Origin of the sequence: Streptomyces sp. NPDC048434 (assembly GCF_043200375.1) — a bacterium.
In the GTDB taxonomy this organism is placed as follows: Bacteria; Actinomycetota; Actinomycetes; order Streptomycetales; family Streptomycetaceae; genus Streptomyces.
In genome coordinates this window covers 94,062-112,304 of record NZ_JBICXQ010000026.1, presented here as the reverse complement: position 1 = coordinate 112,304, position 18,243 = coordinate 94,062, and the positions used below count along the sequence as shown (strand labels likewise).

Annotated in this window: 16 protein-coding genes and 3 pseudogenes; 10 read left to right on the top strand and 9 right to left on the bottom strand. The window is 69.3% G+C overall.

Annotation, left to right across the window (positions count from 1 at the left end; all coding sequences use genetic code 11):
- The first annotated feature begins 199 nt into the window (after positions 1 to 199).
- Positions 200 to 1,321, top strand: coding sequence for an ROK family glucokinase (locus tag ACGFWI_RS28145; protein WP_393908830.1), 1,122 nt, complete (start codon positions 200 to 202; stop codon positions 1,319 to 1,321).
- Entirely contained in the window at positions 1,318 to 1,890 is a 573-nt protein-coding gene (locus tag ACGFWI_RS28140) for a hypothetical protein (RefSeq protein WP_393908829.1), read from the top strand. The genes ACGFWI_RS28145 and ACGFWI_RS28140 overlap by 4 nt, the downstream gene beginning before the upstream one ends.
- A gap of 392 nt (positions 1,891 to 2,282) precedes the next feature.
- On the opposite strand, the gene ACGFWI_RS28135 is transcribed toward ACGFWI_RS28140, so the two are convergent.
- Positions 2,283 to 2,939 carry a CatB-related O-acetyltransferase gene (locus ACGFWI_RS28135; RefSeq protein WP_393908828.1) on the bottom strand — a complete coding sequence of 219 codons (657 nt, stop codon included), beginning with the start codon at positions 2,937 to 2,939 and terminating at the stop codon, positions 2,283 to 2,285.
- Between the two features lie 209 nt (positions 2,940 to 3,148).
- Here ACGFWI_RS28135 and ACGFWI_RS28130 point away from each other — a divergent pair, with 209 nt between their 5' ends.
- Positions 3,149 to 4,054, top strand: coding sequence for a LysR family transcriptional regulator (locus ACGFWI_RS28130; protein WP_393908827.1), 906 nt, complete (start codon positions 3,149 to 3,151; stop codon positions 4,052 to 4,054).
- Between the two features lie 200 nt (positions 4,055 to 4,254).
- On the opposite strand, the gene ACGFWI_RS28125 is transcribed toward ACGFWI_RS28130, so the two are convergent.
- The 3 genes and pseudogenes from ACGFWI_RS28125 to ACGFWI_RS28115 form a co-directional block, all read right to left on the bottom strand.
- The gene (locus tag ACGFWI_RS28125) at positions 4,255 to 5,193 is read right to left on the bottom strand and encodes an Ig-like domain-containing protein (protein WP_393908872.1); all 939 of its coding nucleotides are present in this window, start codon (positions 5,191 to 5,193) and stop codon (positions 4,255 to 4,257) included.
- A 391-nt stretch (positions 5,194 to 5,584) separates the two neighbouring features.
- Positions 5,585 to 5,707, bottom strand: a pseudogene (locus tag ACGFWI_RS28120) (nucleotidyltransferase family protein); the annotation flags it as partial.
- 62 nt (positions 5,708 to 5,769) lie between these two features.
- Positions 5,770 to 5,985 (bottom strand): HIT family protein, encoded by a 216-nt coding sequence (locus tag ACGFWI_RS28115; protein WP_393908826.1) that lies wholly within the window; start codon positions 5,983 to 5,985, stop codon positions 5,770 to 5,772.
- A 521-nt stretch (positions 5,986 to 6,506) separates the two neighbouring features.
- Here ACGFWI_RS28115 and ACGFWI_RS28110 point away from each other — a divergent pair.
- Both ACGFWI_RS28110 and ACGFWI_RS28105 read left to right on the top strand, forming a co-directional pair.
- Positions 6,507 to 6,935 carry a DUF6188 family protein gene (locus ACGFWI_RS28110; RefSeq protein ID WP_393908825.1) on the top strand — a complete coding sequence of 143 codons (429 nt, stop codon included), beginning with the start codon at positions 6,507 to 6,509 and terminating at the stop codon, positions 6,933 to 6,935.
- 472 nt (positions 6,936 to 7,407) lie between these two features.
- On the top strand, positions 7,408 to 8,022 hold the full coding sequence (locus ACGFWI_RS28105; RefSeq protein ID WP_393908824.1) for a hypothetical protein: 615 nt from the start codon (positions 7,408 to 7,410) through the stop codon (positions 8,020 to 8,022).
- Positions 8,023 to 8,442: 420 nt separating this feature from the next.
- On the opposite strand, the pseudogene ACGFWI_RS28100 reads toward ACGFWI_RS28105, so the two are convergent.
- The 4 genes and pseudogenes from ACGFWI_RS28100 to ACGFWI_RS28085 form a co-directional block, all read right to left on the bottom strand.
- A pseudogene (locus ACGFWI_RS28100) lies at positions 8,443 to 9,111 on the bottom strand (sensor histidine kinase); the annotation flags it as partial.
- A 533-nt stretch (positions 9,112 to 9,644) separates the two neighbouring features.
- The gene (locus tag ACGFWI_RS28095; protein WP_393908871.1) at positions 9,645 to 9,884 is read right to left on the bottom strand and encodes a hypothetical protein; all 240 of its coding nucleotides are present in this window, start codon (positions 9,882 to 9,884) and stop codon (positions 9,645 to 9,647) included.
- A 28-nt stretch (positions 9,885 to 9,912) separates the two neighbouring features.
- A pseudogene (locus ACGFWI_RS28090) lies at positions 9,913 to 10,191 on the bottom strand (Ku protein); the annotation flags it as partial.
- 30 nt (positions 10,192 to 10,221) lie between these two features.
- The gene (locus tag ACGFWI_RS28085) at positions 10,222 to 12,090 is read right to left on the bottom strand and encodes an Ig-like domain repeat protein (RefSeq protein WP_393908823.1); all 1,869 of its coding nucleotides are present in this window, start codon (positions 12,088 to 12,090) and stop codon (positions 10,222 to 10,224) included.
- A 441-nt stretch (positions 12,091 to 12,531) separates the two neighbouring features.
- Here ACGFWI_RS28085 and ACGFWI_RS28080 point away from each other — a divergent pair, with 441 nt between their 5' ends.
- From ACGFWI_RS28080 to ACGFWI_RS28060, 5 genes are all read left to right on the top strand, one after another.
- Positions 12,532 to 12,999 carry a transposase gene (locus ACGFWI_RS28080; protein ID WP_393908822.1) on the top strand — a complete coding sequence of 156 codons (468 nt, stop codon included), beginning with the start codon at positions 12,532 to 12,534 and terminating at the stop codon, positions 12,997 to 12,999.
- Between the two features lie 36 nt (positions 13,000 to 13,035).
- Positions 13,036 to 13,194: a hypothetical protein gene (locus ACGFWI_RS28075; protein ID WP_160328787.1), complete on the top strand. Its 159-nt coding sequence runs from the start codon at positions 13,036 to 13,038 to the stop codon at positions 13,192 to 13,194.
- Between the two features lie 101 nt (positions 13,195 to 13,295).
- The gene (gene pcaC, locus ACGFWI_RS28070; RefSeq protein ID WP_393908821.1) at positions 13,296 to 14,579 is read left to right on the top strand and encodes a 4-carboxymuconolactone decarboxylase; all 1,284 of its coding nucleotides are present in this window, start codon (positions 13,296 to 13,298) and stop codon (positions 14,577 to 14,579) included.
- Positions 14,580 to 14,661: 82 nt separating this feature from the next.
- Positions 14,662 to 15,303, top strand: a complete 642-nt coding sequence (locus tag ACGFWI_RS28065) for an MBL fold metallo-hydrolase (protein WP_393908820.1) — start codon at positions 14,662 to 14,664, stop codon at positions 15,301 to 15,303.
- Between the two features lie 38 nt (positions 15,304 to 15,341).
- Complete coding sequence (locus ACGFWI_RS28060; protein WP_393908819.1) at positions 15,342 to 16,121, top strand: exodeoxyribonuclease III; 780 nt, start codon at positions 15,342 to 15,344, stop codon at positions 16,119 to 16,121.
- Positions 16,122 to 16,230: 109 nt separating this feature from the next.
- Here the strand turns inward: ACGFWI_RS28060 and ACGFWI_RS28055 are convergent, their stop codons facing one another.
- Positions 16,231 to 18,042 carry an SGNH/GDSL hydrolase family protein gene (locus tag ACGFWI_RS28055; protein WP_393908818.1) on the bottom strand — a complete coding sequence of 604 codons (1,812 nt, stop codon included), beginning with the start codon at positions 18,040 to 18,042 and terminating at the stop codon, positions 16,231 to 16,233.
- Positions 18,043 to 18,243 lie beyond the last annotated feature (201 nt).

Here is an 18,243-nt window from a genome sequence, read left to right as displayed (position 1 = left end):
CGTGCGGGGCGCATTACTCCCCGTCGCGGTGCGCCGGACGCCGCCGGTGATGCACAATCGCACCGAACCCGCACATCGAGGCCCCGGCCTCCCGAGACCCCGCAGGGACGAGACGACTCTTGCGAGCATGCAGCCGCCGCATGGGGGCACCACCCACCCCCACCAGGCAGTGGGGGAGTAACGGCGAAGAGGTGGGTCGATGAGCATGTACCGGGACCGGGTGCACCGAGGATCCGCCAGAGCCACCGTGCTGCGCACGGTCGGCACCCGCGAGCGGCGCTCGCATCTGACCGCCCCCCGGGTACCCACCGTCGGTATCGACATCGGCGGTACCAAGGTCATGGCGGGTGTGGTCGACGCCGACGGCACCATTCTGGAGAAGGTCCGCACCGAGACGCCGGACAAGTCCAAGAGCCCCAGGGTCGTCGAGGACACCATCACCGAGCTGGTGCTCGACCTCTCCGACCGGCACGACGTCCATGCGGTCGGCATCGGCGCGGCCGGCTGGGTCGACGCGGACCGCAGCAAGGTGCTGTTCGCACCGCATCTGAACTGGCGCAACGAACCGCTGCGCGACCGCCTCGCCGGCCGCCTCGCGGTCCCGGTCATGGTCGACAACGACGCCAACACCGCGGCCTGGGCGGAGTGGCGCTTCGGCGCCGGCCGTGGCGAGGACCATCTCGTCATGATCACGCTCGGTACCGGCATCGGCGGCGCGATACTGGAGGACGGCGCGGTCAAGCGCGGCAAGTACGGCGTGGCGGGTGAATTCGGCCATATGCAGGTCGTCCCCGGCGGCCACCGCTGCCCGTGCGGCAATCGCGGCTGCTGGGAGCAGTACAGCTCCGGCAACGCCCTGGTGCGTGAGGCCCGTGAGCTGGCCGCCGCCGACTCCCCGGTCGCGTACAACATCATCGAGCGGGTCGGCGGCCGCATCGGCGACATCACCGGACCGCTGATCACCGAGCTGGCCCGGGACGGCGACGCGATGTGCGTCGAACTCCTCCAGGAGATCGGCCAGTGGCTCGGCGTCGGCATCGCCAATCTCGCCGCCGCCCTCGACCCGTCCTGCTTCGTCATCGGCGGCGGCGTCAGCGCCGCCGACGACCTGCTGATCGGCCCGGCCAGGGAGGCCTTCCGCCGCCAGCTCACCGGCCGCGGCTACCGTCCCGAAGCCACCATCACCAAGGCCCAGCTGGGCCCGGAGGCCGGTATGGTCGGTGCCGCCGACCTGGCCCGCCTGGTGGCCCGCCGCTTCCGGCGCGCCAACCGGCGCCGCGTCGAGCGCTACGAACGCTACGAACGGGCAGGCCGCCGATGACCGACACCGACCTGCACACCGTGCACGACGATCCGCACCCCACCCCGCCGCCGCGCGTCAAGCGCCGCCGCCCGGTGCTGCTGGCGCTGATCGTCTTCCTGCTGATCGCGATCCCGGCCGGCTATATCGTCATCTCCGCCGAGCAGAGCCGGGACAGCGGCGAGGGCAAGGAGTCCGAGGCCGCCGCCACCGGCCTGACCAACGCCTTCCCCTCCAAGGTCCAGCAGCGGATCTACAACGTCCCGGTGCCGATCGGCTCCACCCCGGTCTACTACTACGAGACCAACTCCTGGCAGACCAGCTCGCTGTTCGTGCAGTTCAGGACCAACGAGTGGGGCCTTGAGCACTACCTCAACGCCATCGGCACCAGCACCGCCGCCCTCAAGAAGAACCAGCAGACCATCCCGCCGGAGCAGGCGGCGAAGGCCGGCTGGGACTTCGGGATCGACTGGCCGTGGGCCGGCACGACGACCTCGGGCCAGGCACCGCACCCCTACCAGCGGATCATGGTCAGCTACGACGAGCCGGGGCACCCGGTCGTCTACACCGTCTCGACGGTGAAATTCTGACCGGGATCCGGTGCCGGGTTACTCCCGTTTCGTACCCGGTCGCGAGGGCGCTCCGCACCGGGTTCCGGTTGCGCTTCTCCACCCGCCCGGCGTCGAAGGCTGCCCTGAAACGCGAGGTGACCTGGGAGGTCCCGGCTCTCGTGGCATGAGGCAGTCCGCCTTCCCGCGAGCCCCTGCGATAGGGGCTTTCGTGAGAGGTGGGGGACCCCCGTCGGCCTGAGCCGGCGGGGGTTTTGCGTGTGACGGCGGGGTCGCGCTGTGCGGTGTTCGACGGGTCTTGGTTGTCCTCTGGCTCGCCGCTTCTGACCGGCACCCACTGCAGGGCCGAAGGTCGGCGACATTAGGCGGCACCGCGCTGTCAGTCACAGCGGGCTCCTCGATGGACACCTGGGTCACAGGGGTTTTCCCAGATCGTGCTCGGCGGCGATGCGTGCGATGTCCGTGGGGGTTCCGGCCATGATGGCGCGGGCGTGTTCGGTCACCAGGTCGGTAGGCCAGTCCCACCATGCTGCGCGGAGCAGTCGCTGAACGTCGTCGTCGGTGAACCGCTGCCGAATCGGCCTGGCCGGGTTGCCGCCGACAATGGTGTAGGGAGGGACGTCGGCGGTGACCAGGGCGCCGGCCGCGATGATGGCGCCATCGCCGATGCGCACACCCGGCATGACGGTCGCCTGGTGGCCGAACCAGACGTCATTGCCGATCACCGTGTCCCCGCGGCTGGGCATGGCCGTGACGATGTCCAGGGTTTCCTCGGCCCAGCGGCCGCCGAACATGGTGAAGGGGAAGGTGGACACACCGACCGCCGGATGCTCCGCGCCGGCCATCAGGAAGCGGGTTCCCGTGGCGATCGCACAGTACCTGCCGATGATCAGGCGCTCGGGCCCGTAGGCGTAAAGCACGTTGCGGTGCTCGAACTCCGTCGCGCCGACGGGGTCGTCGTAGTAGGTGTACTCGCCAACGGCGATCTTCGGTGAGGCGACCAGCGGTTTGAGGAACACCACGCGGTCGTGCGCGGGCAGCGGGTGCAGGGAGGTCGGATCGGGTGCCAAGGTGAGGATCCTTTGCGCGGTGCGGTCCGCGGCGGCGGACGATACGGAGAGGAAAAGAGGCGTTCAGGCACGGCCGGCGCTGTTCCCAGCCGGGCGCCGGTGGGGCAGTTGGGCAGTGGGGCAGAGCCGAGTCTCGTCTAGGCCGGCCGGCCGGAACAACCCTGATTTCCGCACAGCAGTCATAAGCGGGAGTGATAAATGAGGGCGCCGTGGAACTGCGGGACATCGAGATCTTCCTGACGCTCGCCGAGGAACTGCACTTCGGCCGGACCGCGGAGCGGCTGCACCTCTCCCAGGCACGCGTGAGCCAGTCCATCAGCCGGCAGGAACGCCGCTTGGGCGGCGCTCTGTTCGACCGCAGCACCCGCACCGTGACATTGACGCCCCTGGGGCAGCGGCTGTGCGACGATCTCCACCCCGGCTACGGGTTGATCCGCAAAGCCCTGACCCATGCGGTGGAGACTGCCCGCAGTTGCTCCGGGACCGTGCGGCTGGGGGCGATGGGCGCGCTCCCCTCCGAACTGGCCTGGCTGGTGAAGGAGTTCTGTGCCCGCCGCTCCCAGTGCAGTGTGGAGTTCGTGGAGTACCACTTCAGCGATCCGCTCGCCCGGATACGGGCCGGCGAGGTAGCGGCGCAGCTGATGTGGCTCCCGGTGCCTGACCCCGGACTCCGGCTCGGGCCTGTAGTGCTGACGGAGGGCCGGGTCCTGGCTGTGGCCGCAGGCTCCGATTTGGCGTCACGGGCTCGCGTGTCGCTTGAGGACCTGGCCGGCCGGACAGTCCCGGACCCCGGCCCCCGTACTCCCAGGGAGTGGTTCGGGGCGATGTGCCCAGAGCGGACGCCGGGCGGGCGCCTCGTCCACCGCGGCCCGCAGGCGAGGACTTTCCACGAGATCATGGCCCTGGTCGCCACCGGGCACGTGGTCTGCCCGCTCAACGCCCATGTCCCCCGCTATTACACCTACCCCGGAGTGGCGCTGGTCCCCATCGATGATGCGCCACTCACCGAATGGGTGCTCGTCCTGCCCGACTCCGCCCCCGCGCCGCATGTACGGGCGTTCATAGAGACCGCCCGCGAACTCGGGGCGCGCGAGATCGACAGGGACTGCCCGTGAAGAGCGACCAGGCCGAGCCACAGCTGGTCACGGTTCACGCTCCTCCGCGCCCGACAACTGAGCCCGGCAGCAAGAAGCCGGCGCGACCGCATTGCGTTAGTGGTTCTTGGAGGATGGCGTTCAGGTTCGGCGGCTCTGGCGGTCCGTTGGGATGCCCGTTTCCAGCGGGTGCCGCTGACCGGTGTCGGCGCCGCAGCGCGTCACAGCGTCGCGGTCGTCTGCTCCCCGGACGCGCTGCCTGCGAGCCACTTGTCCCATCCCAGGTTGAAGTCGGCGTAGCCGTTGTCGGCCGGGGCCTTGGCGCGGGGGGAGCCGGTGATGGTGACCGGGTCGCCCTGCTTGACCTGGCCGTAGAACCACTTGGCTTGCGACATGGACAGATGGACGCAGCCGTGCGAGCCGCGAGCGCTGCCGCTGCCCGGAGTGGGGTCGCCGGTCGAGTAGTGCACGTACGTGCCGGACTGAGTCAGGTGGACGTCCCAGGGCAGCGTCAGGTCGTAGTAGTTGGGGCTGCCCTTGTCGCAGCTGATGCCAACGCTGCAGGAGGTCATGTGGACCTTCTCCTGCTTGTCGATGACGGCCATCGTGCCGTTCCACGTCGGATACTGGGCGCTGCCCGCATTGATCGACAAGGTGCGTACCGCCTTGCCGTTCCGGGTCACCTTCATGGTGTGGCCGGTCACCGAGACATCCGCGCGCACATCGTCGCCGACCTTGAAGGTGTGCGTGTAGTCGTTCACGCCGTAGCGTCCGTTGCCGTTGCTGACGCCCTTCATGTCAGCGTCGACCTTCACCTTCGTGCCGGAGGGCCAGTACGTCTTCGGCCGCCAGTCGGCGCGCTTGTCGCCCAGCCAGTGCCAGGCGCCGGCCACGGGCCGCGACGCGCTCACCTTCATGTGCTTCTCGACCGTGGCCCGCGCCTTTGCCGCCACCGGGTTCGTGAAGACCACCGAGACCGGCATGGCCACGCCGACCGTGGTTCCCGTCTGCGGGGTGATCGTCTCCAGCAGCATCGGCGGGCCCGCGGGCTTCGTCGGTGACGGCGAGGCACTCGCACTCGCCTTTCCCGGCGCCTTTGCGTCGTCCCCGCCCGCCTTGTCACTGCCGCCTCCGCCGCAGGCACTCGCGCCCACCAGCATCGCGACCGTGACGAGTGCTATCCCTATGCCTCCAGTGCGCCGTCCCACGACCTGCCCCACTCTCTCGCTCCCCGGCCCTGAGGGGCCCCACTCCCTGTCAGACAGCCACGGTATGAGCCGCAGTTGCATGCAGCACGTAGATCTTTAGTGATCCATGTCACTCAAACTTCCCTGCGTTGGCTGCGGGACGTGGTGAGCCCTTCGTATGGTTGTCCCGGGAAGCGGCACCGCGGGTCGCGTATCGAAGAGCTTCGCTATCGCCCGTGACGCGGCGATGAGCAGCGCGGTGAGCTCGTGGAAGGCGTCGCTGGAGCCGGCCTGCCGCATCATCTGCCTCCGCCACCTGCGCAGTTGAGGATGATGGGCCCGTCGGCGGCGGCGGGACTGCCGGTCAGTCCAGCACAGTGAGTTCGGGCCATTGCTGCCTCCAGCGGGCCGCCTTGGTCTCGTAGACCTCCTGCGGGGCAAGCACCGGATTCGGACGCACGACCAGATTGAATACATCAGCCAGACCCGTGCGGCGCACCGGCCAGGGACGCAAGGTGGAGCCGGACGCGCGGCGGCAGTAGGCGCACTTCATCGGGCGGGCTCCTGTTCACGGTTGGGGTGGGCCCAGGGGAGGGCGAGGCAGTCGCCGGCGGTGCGGGGGGCCAGATGTCCGTGGAGGTGGAACACCGTCTGTGTGGCCGCCTCGCCGCAGGAGGTGAGGTAGTTCCACTGGCCGCCCAGCTGCTTCGAGAGTTCGGCGGCACACATCTGGACGGTGGCGGCGACGCCGCACGGCAGGACCATCTCGCCCGCAGAAGTGGGCTCTGCAGGCAGGGGAGGGCCTCCAACACGCTGCCGCCGCACGGCGCGCAGGTCTGGTGATAACGGCGTTATCACCCCGAGCCGCGAGGAACGGCGCACGCCGCTCTCGGTCAGCGCCTATCCGTTCGCAGTGAACGTCGGCAATTCACCTAAATTCACTCGGAGTTGTCCCGTTCACCCCCATCATCCGCGGAGGGGCGAAGGCGGCGACGCGCCGCCGCCAGGCGCTCGGAGTAGTCCGCTGCGAAGATTCCGGGGAGGGCCTTGTCCAACGTTCCTGCGAGCCTGTGGATGAGTCCACACCGCTTCATCGTCCACGAGACGGCTGAGGTCCGTCATCTGCACCCGCTCCGGCCAGTCCGGCAGGACCAGGGCCTCATCCGGGGTGAGCTTGATAGTGATCTACTCGTTGTCCACAGCCGGAACATAGCTCTAGCCATGCCGCCCTGGCAGGCACCGGAAATCCCATGGCTCTCGACTGTCGAATCAGCCAAAGTGCAGTAGTGAGCACTGAAGAGGGTCCCGTCGAACACGAGGACCGGTGGATCCTGAACCTTCGCGGGATGAGGGTCACCAAGATCAGCGTGGACTTCCGGCTCGTGCTGGTCCTCGACTCGGACTGGGAAATCGCGCTGGAAACACCCGTCAACCTCTCGCACGGGACAGTCCACGCCAACCCGTCCGTGCTCCTGAATCCGGAATCGCAGGACGTCGCAGCGGCCCTCGCGCTTTTCGGAGCGAATGTCCTGTCGGCGGTCGCGTTCAAGTCCGGCACGCTTCGTCTCGTTTTCGACACAGGACACCACCTGAACTGCTCGTCAGATCCGTCCTTCGAAGCGTGGCAAGTCACGGGCCCCGCAGGGTGGCACTTCGTATCGCTGCCCGGAGGCGACCTCGCCGTCTGGGCCCGCTCAGGAGCGAGCGAGTCCTAGCCTCACACGCGAGGCGGCAGGCACGAGACTCGCGGTCTGTCTCAACGAACCGAGTCCACGCGTCTCACCCAATCCAGTCCACGAAGGTCAGCGGCGCGAGGACGACTAACTTCAGTGAGATAGGACAGCGCTCGCGCCTCCCACGTGTCCCCAACTCGGCGCTCCCGGCTGCCGCAGGAACCGTAGTCCTGCGGCAACAATCGGCGTTCGCATCGCTGAATCTGGTGTGCACAGGCGGAGGGGCCCACCGTCAACAAGTCCGCGGCAGCCAGAGACCACCTACTACATCGGTCTCTGTGATCCGCCGGCTTCCGTCTCGGGAGTCTGATTGAGGCCGACGACGAGCACCGCGAATGCGCCCCGGCGAAAGCCTCGCCAACCAGGGCCGCATCATCGCGGGAATGCCTCCCGGAGATGGGAAGTATCGCGTGCACCCCCACCCCCACCCGCCTAAGACAGAGGGGTCCGACTGGTGACCGGCCGCATCCGCCGCCACAGCCGTATCAGCGTGCTCACACTCGTAGCCTTGCTCGCATCTGGAGGATGCATGACCGACTCCGGGAAGAACGATCCGCTGCCCGTCAAGAGCAGGGACGGAGCCGAACGCTCGGCCCGCACACTGATCGACTCACTAGCCAGCCAGTACGGCCTCACGGCCGACGACAAGACGGTGGACAAGGAGTTCTACGAGTGCTTTGGCAAGGACCACGAGCATGCCACCGACGGCCGCTTTGACCTCTCCTACTCCGCCCGGGCGGAGATTTCAGGAGACGAGCACGGGAAGGCCTTGCGCGCCATGCGCAAGAAGCTCAAAGCCGCGGGCTACAAGATCAACGGCTACCGCGAGAAGCCATCGCAAGCGCTCATGGACGCCAAAGGCGGCAGCGACAACCTCTTCGTCTCGGTGGAGACATACGGACGCGGCAACGCCCTCGTCTTCTCAGTGGAAACTCCCTGCTTCCTGCCCCCCGGCGTGAAGCAGGAACAGATATCGGCTCCCGCCCCCAACGCCACTCCGGTGGCTCCCATGCTCGCGGGCGAGCCGGCAGTCTCGGCCAATCGCTTCCCCGACAACCCCTTCGGCTAACCGCGCCCGTCGGCAGCCCCCAGCGCCCACTGACGTTGGTGGTGGCAAAAAGATCCGACGGCGCTGGTGATGCCCGGGCGCCCTGGAGACAGCGGAGCAGGTGATGACGCCGCTATCGATGACGCCGCTATCACCGCAGTCCGACTGCCACTCCTCACCAGTGGGTGCATAGGCACCGGATACGCAACAAGGCCCGGCTCACCGCATGATGGCGGTGAGGCCGGGCCTTTGTGGTGCTCGGGTCGGAGAATGACGGCCGGCAAACTGCACCACCGTCCGGGCCGGGGACAGGGCACCCCGTCCGCCCCCTCGGCGGAGGCAGGGAGCGGGAGCCCGCGACAACCCCATGGTGTCCGAGGGCCTTCGTGGTCGGGCAGATGATCTTGACTGAGGTGCCTGCTCCAGGGGCGGCCGTCGAGGTTACGGTTGCTCGACGCGGGGGAGCCACACCTGGAATGCGGTGTAGCCCGGGCGGCTGGTCAGGGCGACGCGCCCGCCGTGCGCAGTGGTCACCGCCTGGGTGATGGCCAATCCCAGGCCCGTGCCGCCCGCGCTTCTCGAACGCCCGTTGTCGGTGCGGACGAACCGGTCGAAGACCTCGGACTGCAGCTTTTCCGGTACGCCGGGTCCGTCGTCCTGGACCAGGATTTCCACCTCGTGGTCCCCTTCGGTGAGGCCTACCGTGACCCGGGTGCCCTGCGGGGTGTGGGCGCGGGCGTTCGCGAGCAGGTTGGTGAGCACCTGCTGAAGTCCGCGCTGATCGCCCCGGAGCACCACGGGATCCTCGGGAAGCTGCAGTGCCCAGCGGTGTTCCGGCCCGGCGGCGCGGGCGTCGCTCACCGCGTCGAGGACCAGACGGGTCAGGTCCACCGGCTCGGTCGCCAGCGGGCGCCCCGCGTCCAGCCGGGCGAGCAGCAGCAGATCGTCCACGAGCTCACCCATGCGGACGGATTCGCAGCGGACCCGGCCGAGGGCGTGCCGCACCTCTTCCGCCACCGGCCCGCGGCTGCGCAGCGCCAGCTCCGCGTGCCCGCGGATCGAGGCCACCGGGGTTCGCAGCTCATGGCTGGCGTCGGCACGCAGGTACCTCGTCGACGACGGCACGGGCTCCTGCTCCACCAGAACAGGAGCCCGTCGCCGATTCGGGTCGATGCGGCCGTTCCGCCACTCGCGGCCGGTCCGGTCATGGACGCCGACGCGTCGGCTCGCCTCTTTGTTGGTCAGCCCCATCTGCACGAGCCGGAAGTATTCCTCCCGCTCGGCACGCAGCTTCCCGGGCCCCTGCGGCTTCCGCTCCCTGCGGATCTCGAAGTCCATCGCACCCCTTGAGCTGGGGTGTTGCGACGACCACTAGAACCGAAGATGCTCCGGCGGGGCTTCTACGCGCGGCGAACTAGACGACGCAGTGTCAGGCTCTGGCACTGTTGTACTCCGGCTCTCCGCCTTCGATCACACGGAGCAGGAACGCGGTGACGACACGTGTGCTACGGCAGATACGCAGCACACGGCATGAGAACTCCTCGCGACGGTCCAGGGTCGTACCCCTTCGCACGCGAGAACCCCAACGCGCTGGAAGCATCCTCCAAGCTCCCGGTTTTGTCCGAGGTGGCGTGGACGTAGGGCTATACCGGGCGCCCATCTCCGCGTGCGCGGAGCGGACTCACCAAGTTCGGCCCGGTATCGCATCTGAAGCGGAACATCTCCGCGTGCGCGGAGATGTTCCGAGCCTGTGGCTGCTGCCGGAGGACCACGAGACGCTCCGGACCGCGCAGCGCCATGCGGGCGACTCCGACCTGGCCGCTCTGCTTCATCGCGTCCCGCGACAAGCGGTACGGGTGGGCGCCGGCTCCCTCGACGCCCAGGAAGTAACGACATGTCCAATGCGATGGGGTCGCTCTGGTCGGACGGCAGGAAGCCGAGCACCTCGATCGTCTTCACGCCGGGAAGGGGCAGATCCGCGAGATCGCTGGCGTTCAGCACGACGGTGCGGCTCATTCGGAGCCTCGTAGCGCGAGCGACTTCCTCGTATGGCACCTCGACGCCTTCAGCCTCGTGGATGCGCCGTTGCCGGATTCTGGCCCCCTCGACGGCATGTACGAGATGAACCGGGTCTGGGCGGCCAACTCGTGCAGTTGGGTCACGAAGTGTTCCTCCCGTCGCAGCTGACAAGGTGACCTGGGGTTTTCGGAGCCGACGAGGTCAGCCGGGGAGGGGGATGAACAGCAGGATGTTGTGGGCGGTGGCGGCGGTGTAGCAGGCAGTGCCGGGGAAGGTGGCGGTGTAGAAGGGGGTGGCGACGGCGAAGACGGGGACGACGGCGTTGTGGAGGGTGGCGGTGCCATTGGCGTCGGTGACGGCGGTGCCGAGGTTGACCGGGCCGAAGAGCGTGGTGGCGGTGAAGGTCACCGGCTGACCGGCCACCGGCATCCCCGAGGTGGTCGTCAGGGTGGCGCTGAGGGTGGGGATGTAGAACTCGGGCAGCGGGGTCAGCCGGAGCCGGATCGTGCCTGGCTGCGCGGTCAGCGTCGTGGGGGTGGGGTTCACGGTGACGGGGGTGCCGGCGGTGGAGCCGGTGAAGCAGCTGTCACCGCTATAGGTGGCGGTGAGGGTGCCGGAGGTCAGGGCGGTGGTGGTGAAGCAGGCCTGCCCCGATGCGTTGACGGCGACCATCTGGGTCTGGCCGTTGGGGAGGGTGAAGGCGACCGCGCCGGTCGGCACGGAGGTGGTGGCTGGCGCCGGGCTGATGGTGGCGCATACGGTCACGCTCTGCCCGCAGGTCGAGGGGTTCGGCGTCACCGACAGCGCCGTCGTCGTGGGGTTGGGGCTCACGGTGACGGAGGTGGGGTTGCCGTTCACGCTCGCGGTGAACGTACCGACGGTGTAAGCGTGGGTGGTCTGCCCGCTCCCGGTGACGTCCAGGGGGACGGTGACCGTGGGGCTGGCGTCTCCGAAGTTCACCACCGCTGTCCCGTTCGGAGTCCCCCCGGAAATGCTGAACGTCACCGGTTGCCCGCACACCGGCGACGCCGGCGAGGTCGTCACCGTCAACGGCGAAATCTCCGTCACGCTGGCCGAATTGGCATTGGTGACGTAGACATTGCTGTTCGCTGCCGCCGCCACCGAGAACGGGAACGCGCCGACGGGGACGGTTGCCAGGACCGTGTTCGTGCTGCTGCTGATCACCGTCACGTTGTTGGAACTGCTGTTGCCGACGTAGACGTTGCCGGTCGGCGCCACCGCCACCCCGAACGGGCCCCCGCCGGTGGGGACGGTTGCCAGGACCGTGTTCGTGGCGCTGTCGATCACCGTCACGTTGTTGGAAACGGTGTTGGTGACGTAGACGTTGCCGTTCGGTGCCACCGCGATCACTCCCGGGACCGTGCCGGCGGGGACGGTGGCCAGGACGGTGTTCGTGGTGCTGTCGATCACCGTCACGTTGTTCGAGGTCTGGTTGGCGATGTAGACGTTGCCGTTCGGCGCCACCGCCGCCGCGCCCGGGAACCCACCGGTGGGGAGGGTGGTCAGGACGGTGTTCGTGGCGCTGCTGATCACCGTCACGGTGTTCGCGTTCCGGTTCGCGACGTAAACGTTGCCGTTCGCAGCCACCGCCACCGCGTCCGGGACCGCGCCGACGGGGACGGTGGCCAGGACCGTGTTGGTGGCGCTGCTGATCACCGTCACGTTGTTCGAAGTGCTGTTGGCGACGTAGACGTTGCCGTTCGGCGCCACCGCCAGTGCGAACGGGCCCCCGCCGGTGGGGACGGTGGCCAGGACGGTGTTCGTGGCGCTGCTGATCACCGTCACGTTGTTCGAGCTCTGGTTGGTGACGTAGACGTTGCCGTTCGGCGCCACCGCAATCATGGCCGGGTTCGAACCGGTGGGGACGGTGGCCAGGACGGTGTTCGTGGTGCTGCTGATCACCGTCACGTTGTTGGAATTGGCGTTGCCGACGTAGACGTTGCCGTTCGGCGCCACTGTCACCGCCAGCGGGCTCGTGCCCGCCGGGATCGTCACCGTGGAGAACGCCGCACTGAAGGGCGCGACCGCAAGCCCCCGTACCGCGGCCACCTCGGATCCACCGGCCGGTACAACCGGCCGAACCCCGCCGGCTACCGCCGGAGCTCCCCACCAACCCGTAATCGGTTCCATGACAAACCTCTCTCAGCTGAGAGGGCCGCCCAAGAACTCCCACCGGGGCCCGCGTCGCACGGCGCCGGCACACGCGAACCGGATCACCGCTTGCACACCGGGACAGAAAGAGGGCACGCCGACATGTACCACGCACCCGCGCGCACCACAGGGGTTGCCCCTCTCTCCCCGGAGAGATGGGCAACCCACCGGAAAACGGTCCCCACCATTAACCCGAAATGGCCAATAGAGCACCACCGCATTGACTCGAATATCACCCGGACAGACCAATAGGCAGCCCAACCCGGGCACGCCGTACGAGACGACGAACTGCCGAAGAACGACGAGGACGGTGAAGAGACGGTGCTGCACGCCACCCGCATGACCCTGGGTCTGCTGACCCAGCGAATCGGGCAGCTTACCGACCAGATCCAGGACCTGGAAGGCCGCCTGGCCCGGCTCGTGGAACGCCACGCCCCGCAGCTGCTCAATGTGGTGGGCATCGGGCCGGACACGGCCGTCACTTTGCTGATCACGATGGAGGCCAACCCGGAACGTCTGCACAGTGAGGCGTCCTTCGCCGCGCTGTGCGGGGTCAGCCCCGTAGAACGCTCCTCGGGCACTCGGCAATACCGTCGCCTCAACCGCGGCGGCGACCGGCAGGCGAACGCCGCCCTCCACCGGATCGTGCAGACCCGCCTGCGCTTCGACCCACGCACCCAGAACTACTACGAACGCCGCACCAAGGAGGGCAAGACCCGACGCGAAATCGTCCGATGCCTCAAACGCTACGCCGCCCGCGAGGTGTTCCACCTGGTCAGGCCCGTACAGGCCTGCTCCCCGTCATAGGGGCAGTTGTGAGATCTGAGAGCGTGCAAGGCGTGAGTGAGCTGTCCGCGCCTACCCCGCAACGCCGCTTCTCCGGGCCAGAAGACCCCGGCCCTGATCACGAGCAAGGCACCGCATCCGTACCAGCAGATCACGGTGAGCTACGACAAGCCGGGGCACGCGATCGTCCACGTCGTCTCCACGCTGAGGCTCTGACCTGCGCGTACCCCGCTTCGGGCGCCGTCGGCGGTCACGATCCGACGGCTCTTCCTGACCCGGGTGTAAGGATCGCGTCAAAGAGTCGGTAGCGTGGCCGGGTGAGTGAGAAGACCCTGCAGCACCGGATTGACGGCCCCGACGACGCCCCCGTACTCGTACTGGGCGCCGCTCTGGGTACCACATGGCACATGTGGGACCGGCAGATCCCCGAGCTGACCCGCCACTGGCGTGTCATCCGATTCGACCTGCCCGGACACGGCGGCTCGCCCGCTCACGCGGCGGCCTCCATCGCCGAGCTGGCCGACCGGCTGGTGGCCACCCTCGACGACCTGGGTGTGGACCGCTTCGGTTACGCCGGCTGCAACATCGGCGGTGCCATCGGCATTCAGCTGGCGCTCACCCGCCCGCACCAGGTGACCTCGCTGGCCCTGGTGTCCACGTCTCCGCGCTACGGAACCGCCGACGCCTGGCGTCAGCGCGGCGTGGTCATCCGTACGAACGGGCTGGACCCGATCGCCCGCACCGCGCCCGAGCACTGGTTCACCCAGGGCTTTGCCGGTGCCCAGCCCGCGATCGTCGAGTGGGCCGTCCAGATGGTGCGGACCACCGACCCCGGCTGCTACATCTCCGCCTGCGAGGCGCTGGCGTCCTTCGACGTACGGTCCTCGCTCGGCCGGATCGGCGTCCCCACGCTCGCCGTCGTCGGCTCCGAGGACCAGGTCACCCCGACCACCGACGCCCGCAGCCTCGTCGCCGGCATTCCCGACGCGAGCCTGGCGCTGGTGCCCGGCACCTCTCACCTCGCGCCCGTCGAGCAGCCCTCGGCCGTCACCGAACTCCTCATCCGGCACTTCTCCACGGCCTGGCACGACAAGCCCGGCCCCGGTGGTCAGAGCGCCATCGGCGCCGCGGCCCCCAAGCCGCAGATCGCGCCTGCGCCGCCCCCGTCGGGACCGCCCGCCGCCATAGAGTCCGGCCTCGCCCAGCCGGAGCAGGCCCGCGGCGCCACGTACGAAGCGGGCATCAAGGTCCGCCGTGAGGTCCTCGGCGATGCCCATGTCGACCGGGTCGAGGCCGCCGCCGACGACTTCACCGGCGACTTCCACGACTTCATCACCCGCTACGCCTGGGGCGAGACGTGGACCCGGCCGGGCCTGGACCGCCGTACCCGCAGCGTCATCACGCTCACCGCGCTGGTCGCCCGCGGCCACCACGACGAGCTGGCGCTGCACACCCGCGCGGCTCTGCGCAACGGCCTCACCCCCACGGAGATCAAGGAAGTACTGCTGCACACCGCCGTCTACTGCGGTGTCCCGGCAGCGAACTCCGCCTTCGCGGTCGCCCAGCGGGTGATACGCGAGGAGACGACGCCGGAGGCCTGAGGGGCGCCAACGGGTGGCACGGGCGTGCCGCGGCGCAGGGGTACGACGCACCCACCGAGGCCCGCCACGGCAAGATGGCTTCATGGAACTCACCAAGAAGACCCACGCCTGTGTCCGGCTGGAGAAGGACGGGCGGACGCTCGTCATCGACCCCGGTGTCTTCAGCGAGGAGGACGCGGCCGTCGGTGCGGACGCGATCCTGATCACCCATGAGCACATGGACCACTTCAACGAGGACCGGCTGCGGGCGGGCATGGAAGCCAGTCCGGCGGCCGAGATCTGGACGCTGGCCAGCGTCGCCGAGCAGCTCGCGGGCGCGTTCCCCGGCCGGGTGCACACGGTCGGTGAGGGAGACACCTTCACCGCCGCCGGCTTCGATGTGGAGGTGCACGGCCAGCTGCACGCCGTCATCCACCCCGACATCCCGCGTATCACCAACGTCGGTTACCTCATCGACGGCGGCACGGTCTTCCACCCGGGCGACGCCCTCACGGTCCCGGAGGACCGTACGGTCGACACCCTGCTGCTGCCCGTCCACGCCCCCTGGAACAAGGTCGCCGAGATCATCGACTATGTGCGCGAGGTCGCGCCCCGACGAGCCATCGACATCCACGACAGCCTGCTCCAGGACCACGCCCGCCCGCTCTATGACGCCATGATCGACAAGCTGGCCGGTACCGATCACGGCCGTCTCACCCCGGGCCACCGCACCGCACTTCGCTGAGGGTCCGACTGTCAGTGCCGCGCTGTAGGTTTACAGGCATGCGCATCGCGACCTGGAACGTCAATTCGATCACCGCCCGCCTCCCGAGGCTGCTGGCCTGGCTGGAGAGCACCGGCACGGACGTGCTGTGCATTCAGGAAACCAAGTGCAGCGCCGAGCAGTTCCCGTACGACGAGCTGCGCGCGCTCGGCTACGAAGCCGCGGTCAACGCCGACGGCCGGTGGAACGGTGTGGCCCTGCTGTCCAAGGTGGGGCTCGACGACGTCGTCCTGGGCCTCCCCGGGGGCCCGGACTACGACGGGGTGCAGGAGCCGAGGGCCGTCTCGGCGACCTGCGGCGCGGCCCGTGTGTGGTCGGTGTACGTCCCCAACGGCCGCGAGGTCGACCATGCGCACTACGCCTACAAGCTCGGCTGGTTCGAGGCGCTGAAGACGGCGGTCGCCGAGGACGCGGCGGGCTCCCGCCCGTTCGCGATCCTCGGCGACTACAACGTCGCACCCACGGACGAGGACGTCTGGGACCCGGCCGTCTTCGTGGGCTCCACCCATGTCACGCCCGCCGAGCGCGCCGCCCTGACCGCCCTCCGCGAGGCGGGCCTGTCGGACGTCGTGCCGCGCCCCCTCAAGTACGACCGCCCCTACACCTACTGGGACTACCGCCAGCTCGCCTTCCCCAAGAACCGCGGTATGCGCATCGACCTCGTCTACGGCAACGAGCCGTTCGCCAAGGCCGTCTCGGACGCCTATGTGGACCGCGAGGAGCGCAAGGGCAAGGGCGCCTCGGACCACGCCCCGGTCGTCGTGGACCTCGACGTCTAGGACGACCTGAACGAAGGGAACCCGTGGGGCCCGCTCCCGTCGGCCCGCGGGACGGCGCCACAGCGGATGTCAGCTCCGCCGGCCCGCGGGAGGGGTCCCAGAGCGGGTGTCAGCTCCGCCCCGGCACCAGCGCCCGCAGGTCCACCGCGTCACCGAGCGCCTGGAGGCCCGCGTCGCCGGGGTGGAGGTGGTCGCCGCTGTCGTAGGCGGGCAGCATCCGCTGGGGCCGCCGCGGATCGCGGAGCACGGCGTCGAAGTCCAGCGTCGCATCGAAGACGGCGCCCGCGTTGTCGCGTACGAAGGCGTTGACGGCCTGCCGGCGGGCCTCCACGGCCGGGGTGCAGTCGGGGTAGCCCTCACAGGGCGCGACGGTCGCCACCACGACCCGCAGCCCCCGCTCGTGCGCCCGCCGCGCGAGAGCCCGCAGACCGGCGACGACCTCGTCGGCCGAGGTCCCCCAGCGCACATCGTTGATGCCCTCGAACACCACCACCGTCCGCGCCGAGGGCTGCGCCAGCACATCGCGCTCCAGCCGGTGCTGGGCGCTCACCCCGCCGGTGTCCGTGCTGACCCCGTCGCCCTGATAGCGGTCGGTGACGATGCGGTTCGCCGAGATGCCCTGGTTGAGCACGCCGTAGCGGGGCAGCGTGTGCTGCGCCTGGAAGCGGCGGGCCAGCACATCGGGCCAGCGGCGGTTGGTGCCGCTCGTCGACTTCACCCCGTCGGTGATCGAATCGCCCAGCGCCACGACCGAGCCGGGACCGCCCTCGACGTCGACTCCCGTCAGGAACGGCCAGATGGTCATCGTCTCGGGGTAGGCCGCGCCCCCGGTGTCCGTGGTGCGGTCCCCGCTGCCCGCGGCGCTCAGATACGACAGCTGGGCCGCCTCCTGGTGCACCGGCGCCGCCGTCACCGTCCCCGGCAGATGGATGCTCACCAGCAGATCGGTGCCGGTCGGGACCGTGAAGCCGACGGGATCGCTGAACGCCTCGGCCCCGGCCGGTATGCGGACCCCGGTATGTCCCTTCCCGAAGGTCAGGGGCACCGGCGTGTGTTCCGCCGCCGCCCCCGCGCCACGCACCGCGATGCTGGTCGCCCCGATGTCCACCGGCATGGCGGCGAAGGTGTTGGCGATCCGTATACGCGCCCGCGGCCCGCCCGCGCTGCTGTGCACCACCAGCCGCAGCGTCCGGTCGGTCCAGGGCCCGACCGCGCGGTAGCCCGCCGTGCTCGCCGCCCAACTCCCGGTCCTGCCGCGCCCGGTGTCCCGTACGGACAGCGCGAACACATGCAGCGCGCCGGCCGCCCCGGTCGTCTCCGGCAGTACCACCGAGCTCACCTCCCGCCCCGCTCGCAGTGCGACGGTCACCGCATACAGCCGCGCCGCCCCGGGCAGCTGCCCGCCCGGACCGTTGATATGCGGCAGCGCCACCGCCTTGGTGCTCAGCGGCCCCGACCGCCAGTCAGGAGCGGTGAGTTCATAGGTGCTGTGCGACCCGTCCCCGTAGTGCACGGTGCCGGTGCCGAAGGCCTCCCCGCCCGTCGCGGCAACCAGGAAGGTGAGCGCCTCGCCCCGGCCGGGTACCGCCACCGGCTGGCCGTCCGCCACCACGTTGTCCGGCGCTCCGGGCGCGGTGTGCGGCAGGCGGAGCCGGGCGCCGTCGAGCGTCAGTACTTGCCCGGGGGACCAGCCGGCCGCCGCCAGGTCCTGAGCGGACAGCGAATGGCCCGCCCCGTCGAAGTCGGCCGCGTCGGGCCAGGAGTTGTCACTGACCGCCCGATTGTCGAAGAGCTTTGCCAAGGGCGGCGGCCGGTGTGGTCCGTGCATCGCGGCGGCCGTCGCGGTTCCGGCAGCGGTGGCCGGCAGTGCGGTCGCGGCGAGCAGCAGGGTCAGGGCGGTGCCCCATCGTCGTACACGCATCGGTCCGTATCCCTCCGGGTGGCGCCAACGGGCAGGTGTGAACTGCGTTCCAGGCCGGTCCCGCGAGGGGCAGGGGGTTCCTGGGGGTTCAGCAGATCCGATCCGAGCGCCATGAAGTTAGGGACGTGGAGGGGAAGCGTCAAGGTGACGAACGGGGTCCGAGTGCGCCGCGCGCCTGTGGCCGCGACCACAGGTCGGATG

Coding starts and splice junctions, on each gene's coding strand:
- ACGFWI_RS28065 (WP_393908820.1), top strand. CDS start 14,662: ATGGAACTCACCAAGAAGACCCACGCCTGTGTCCGGCTGGAGAAGGAC.
- ACGFWI_RS28145 (WP_393908830.1), top strand. CDS start 200: ATGAGCATGTACCGGGACCGGGTGCACCGAGGATCCGCCAGAGCCACC.
- ACGFWI_RS28125 (WP_393908872.1), bottom strand. CDS start 5,193: ATGCTGGTGGGCGCGAGTGCCTGCGGCGGAGGCGGCAGTGACAAGGCG.
- ACGFWI_RS28060 (WP_393908819.1), top strand. CDS start 15,342: ATGCGCATCGCGACCTGGAACGTCAATTCGATCACCGCCCGCCTCCCG.
- ACGFWI_RS28140 (WP_393908829.1), top strand. CDS start 1,318: ATGACCGACACCGACCTGCACACCGTGCACGACGATCCGCACCCCACC.
- ACGFWI_RS28115 (WP_393908826.1), bottom strand. CDS start 5,985: ATGGTCCTGCCGTGCGGCGTCGCCGCCACCGTCCAGATGTGTGCCGCC.
- ACGFWI_RS28055 (WP_393908818.1), bottom strand. CDS start 18,042: ATGCGTGTACGACGATGGGGCACCGCCCTGACCCTGCTGCTCGCCGCG.
- ACGFWI_RS28080 (WP_393908822.1), top strand. CDS start 12,532: ATGACCCTGGGTCTGCTGACCCAGCGAATCGGGCAGCTTACCGACCAG.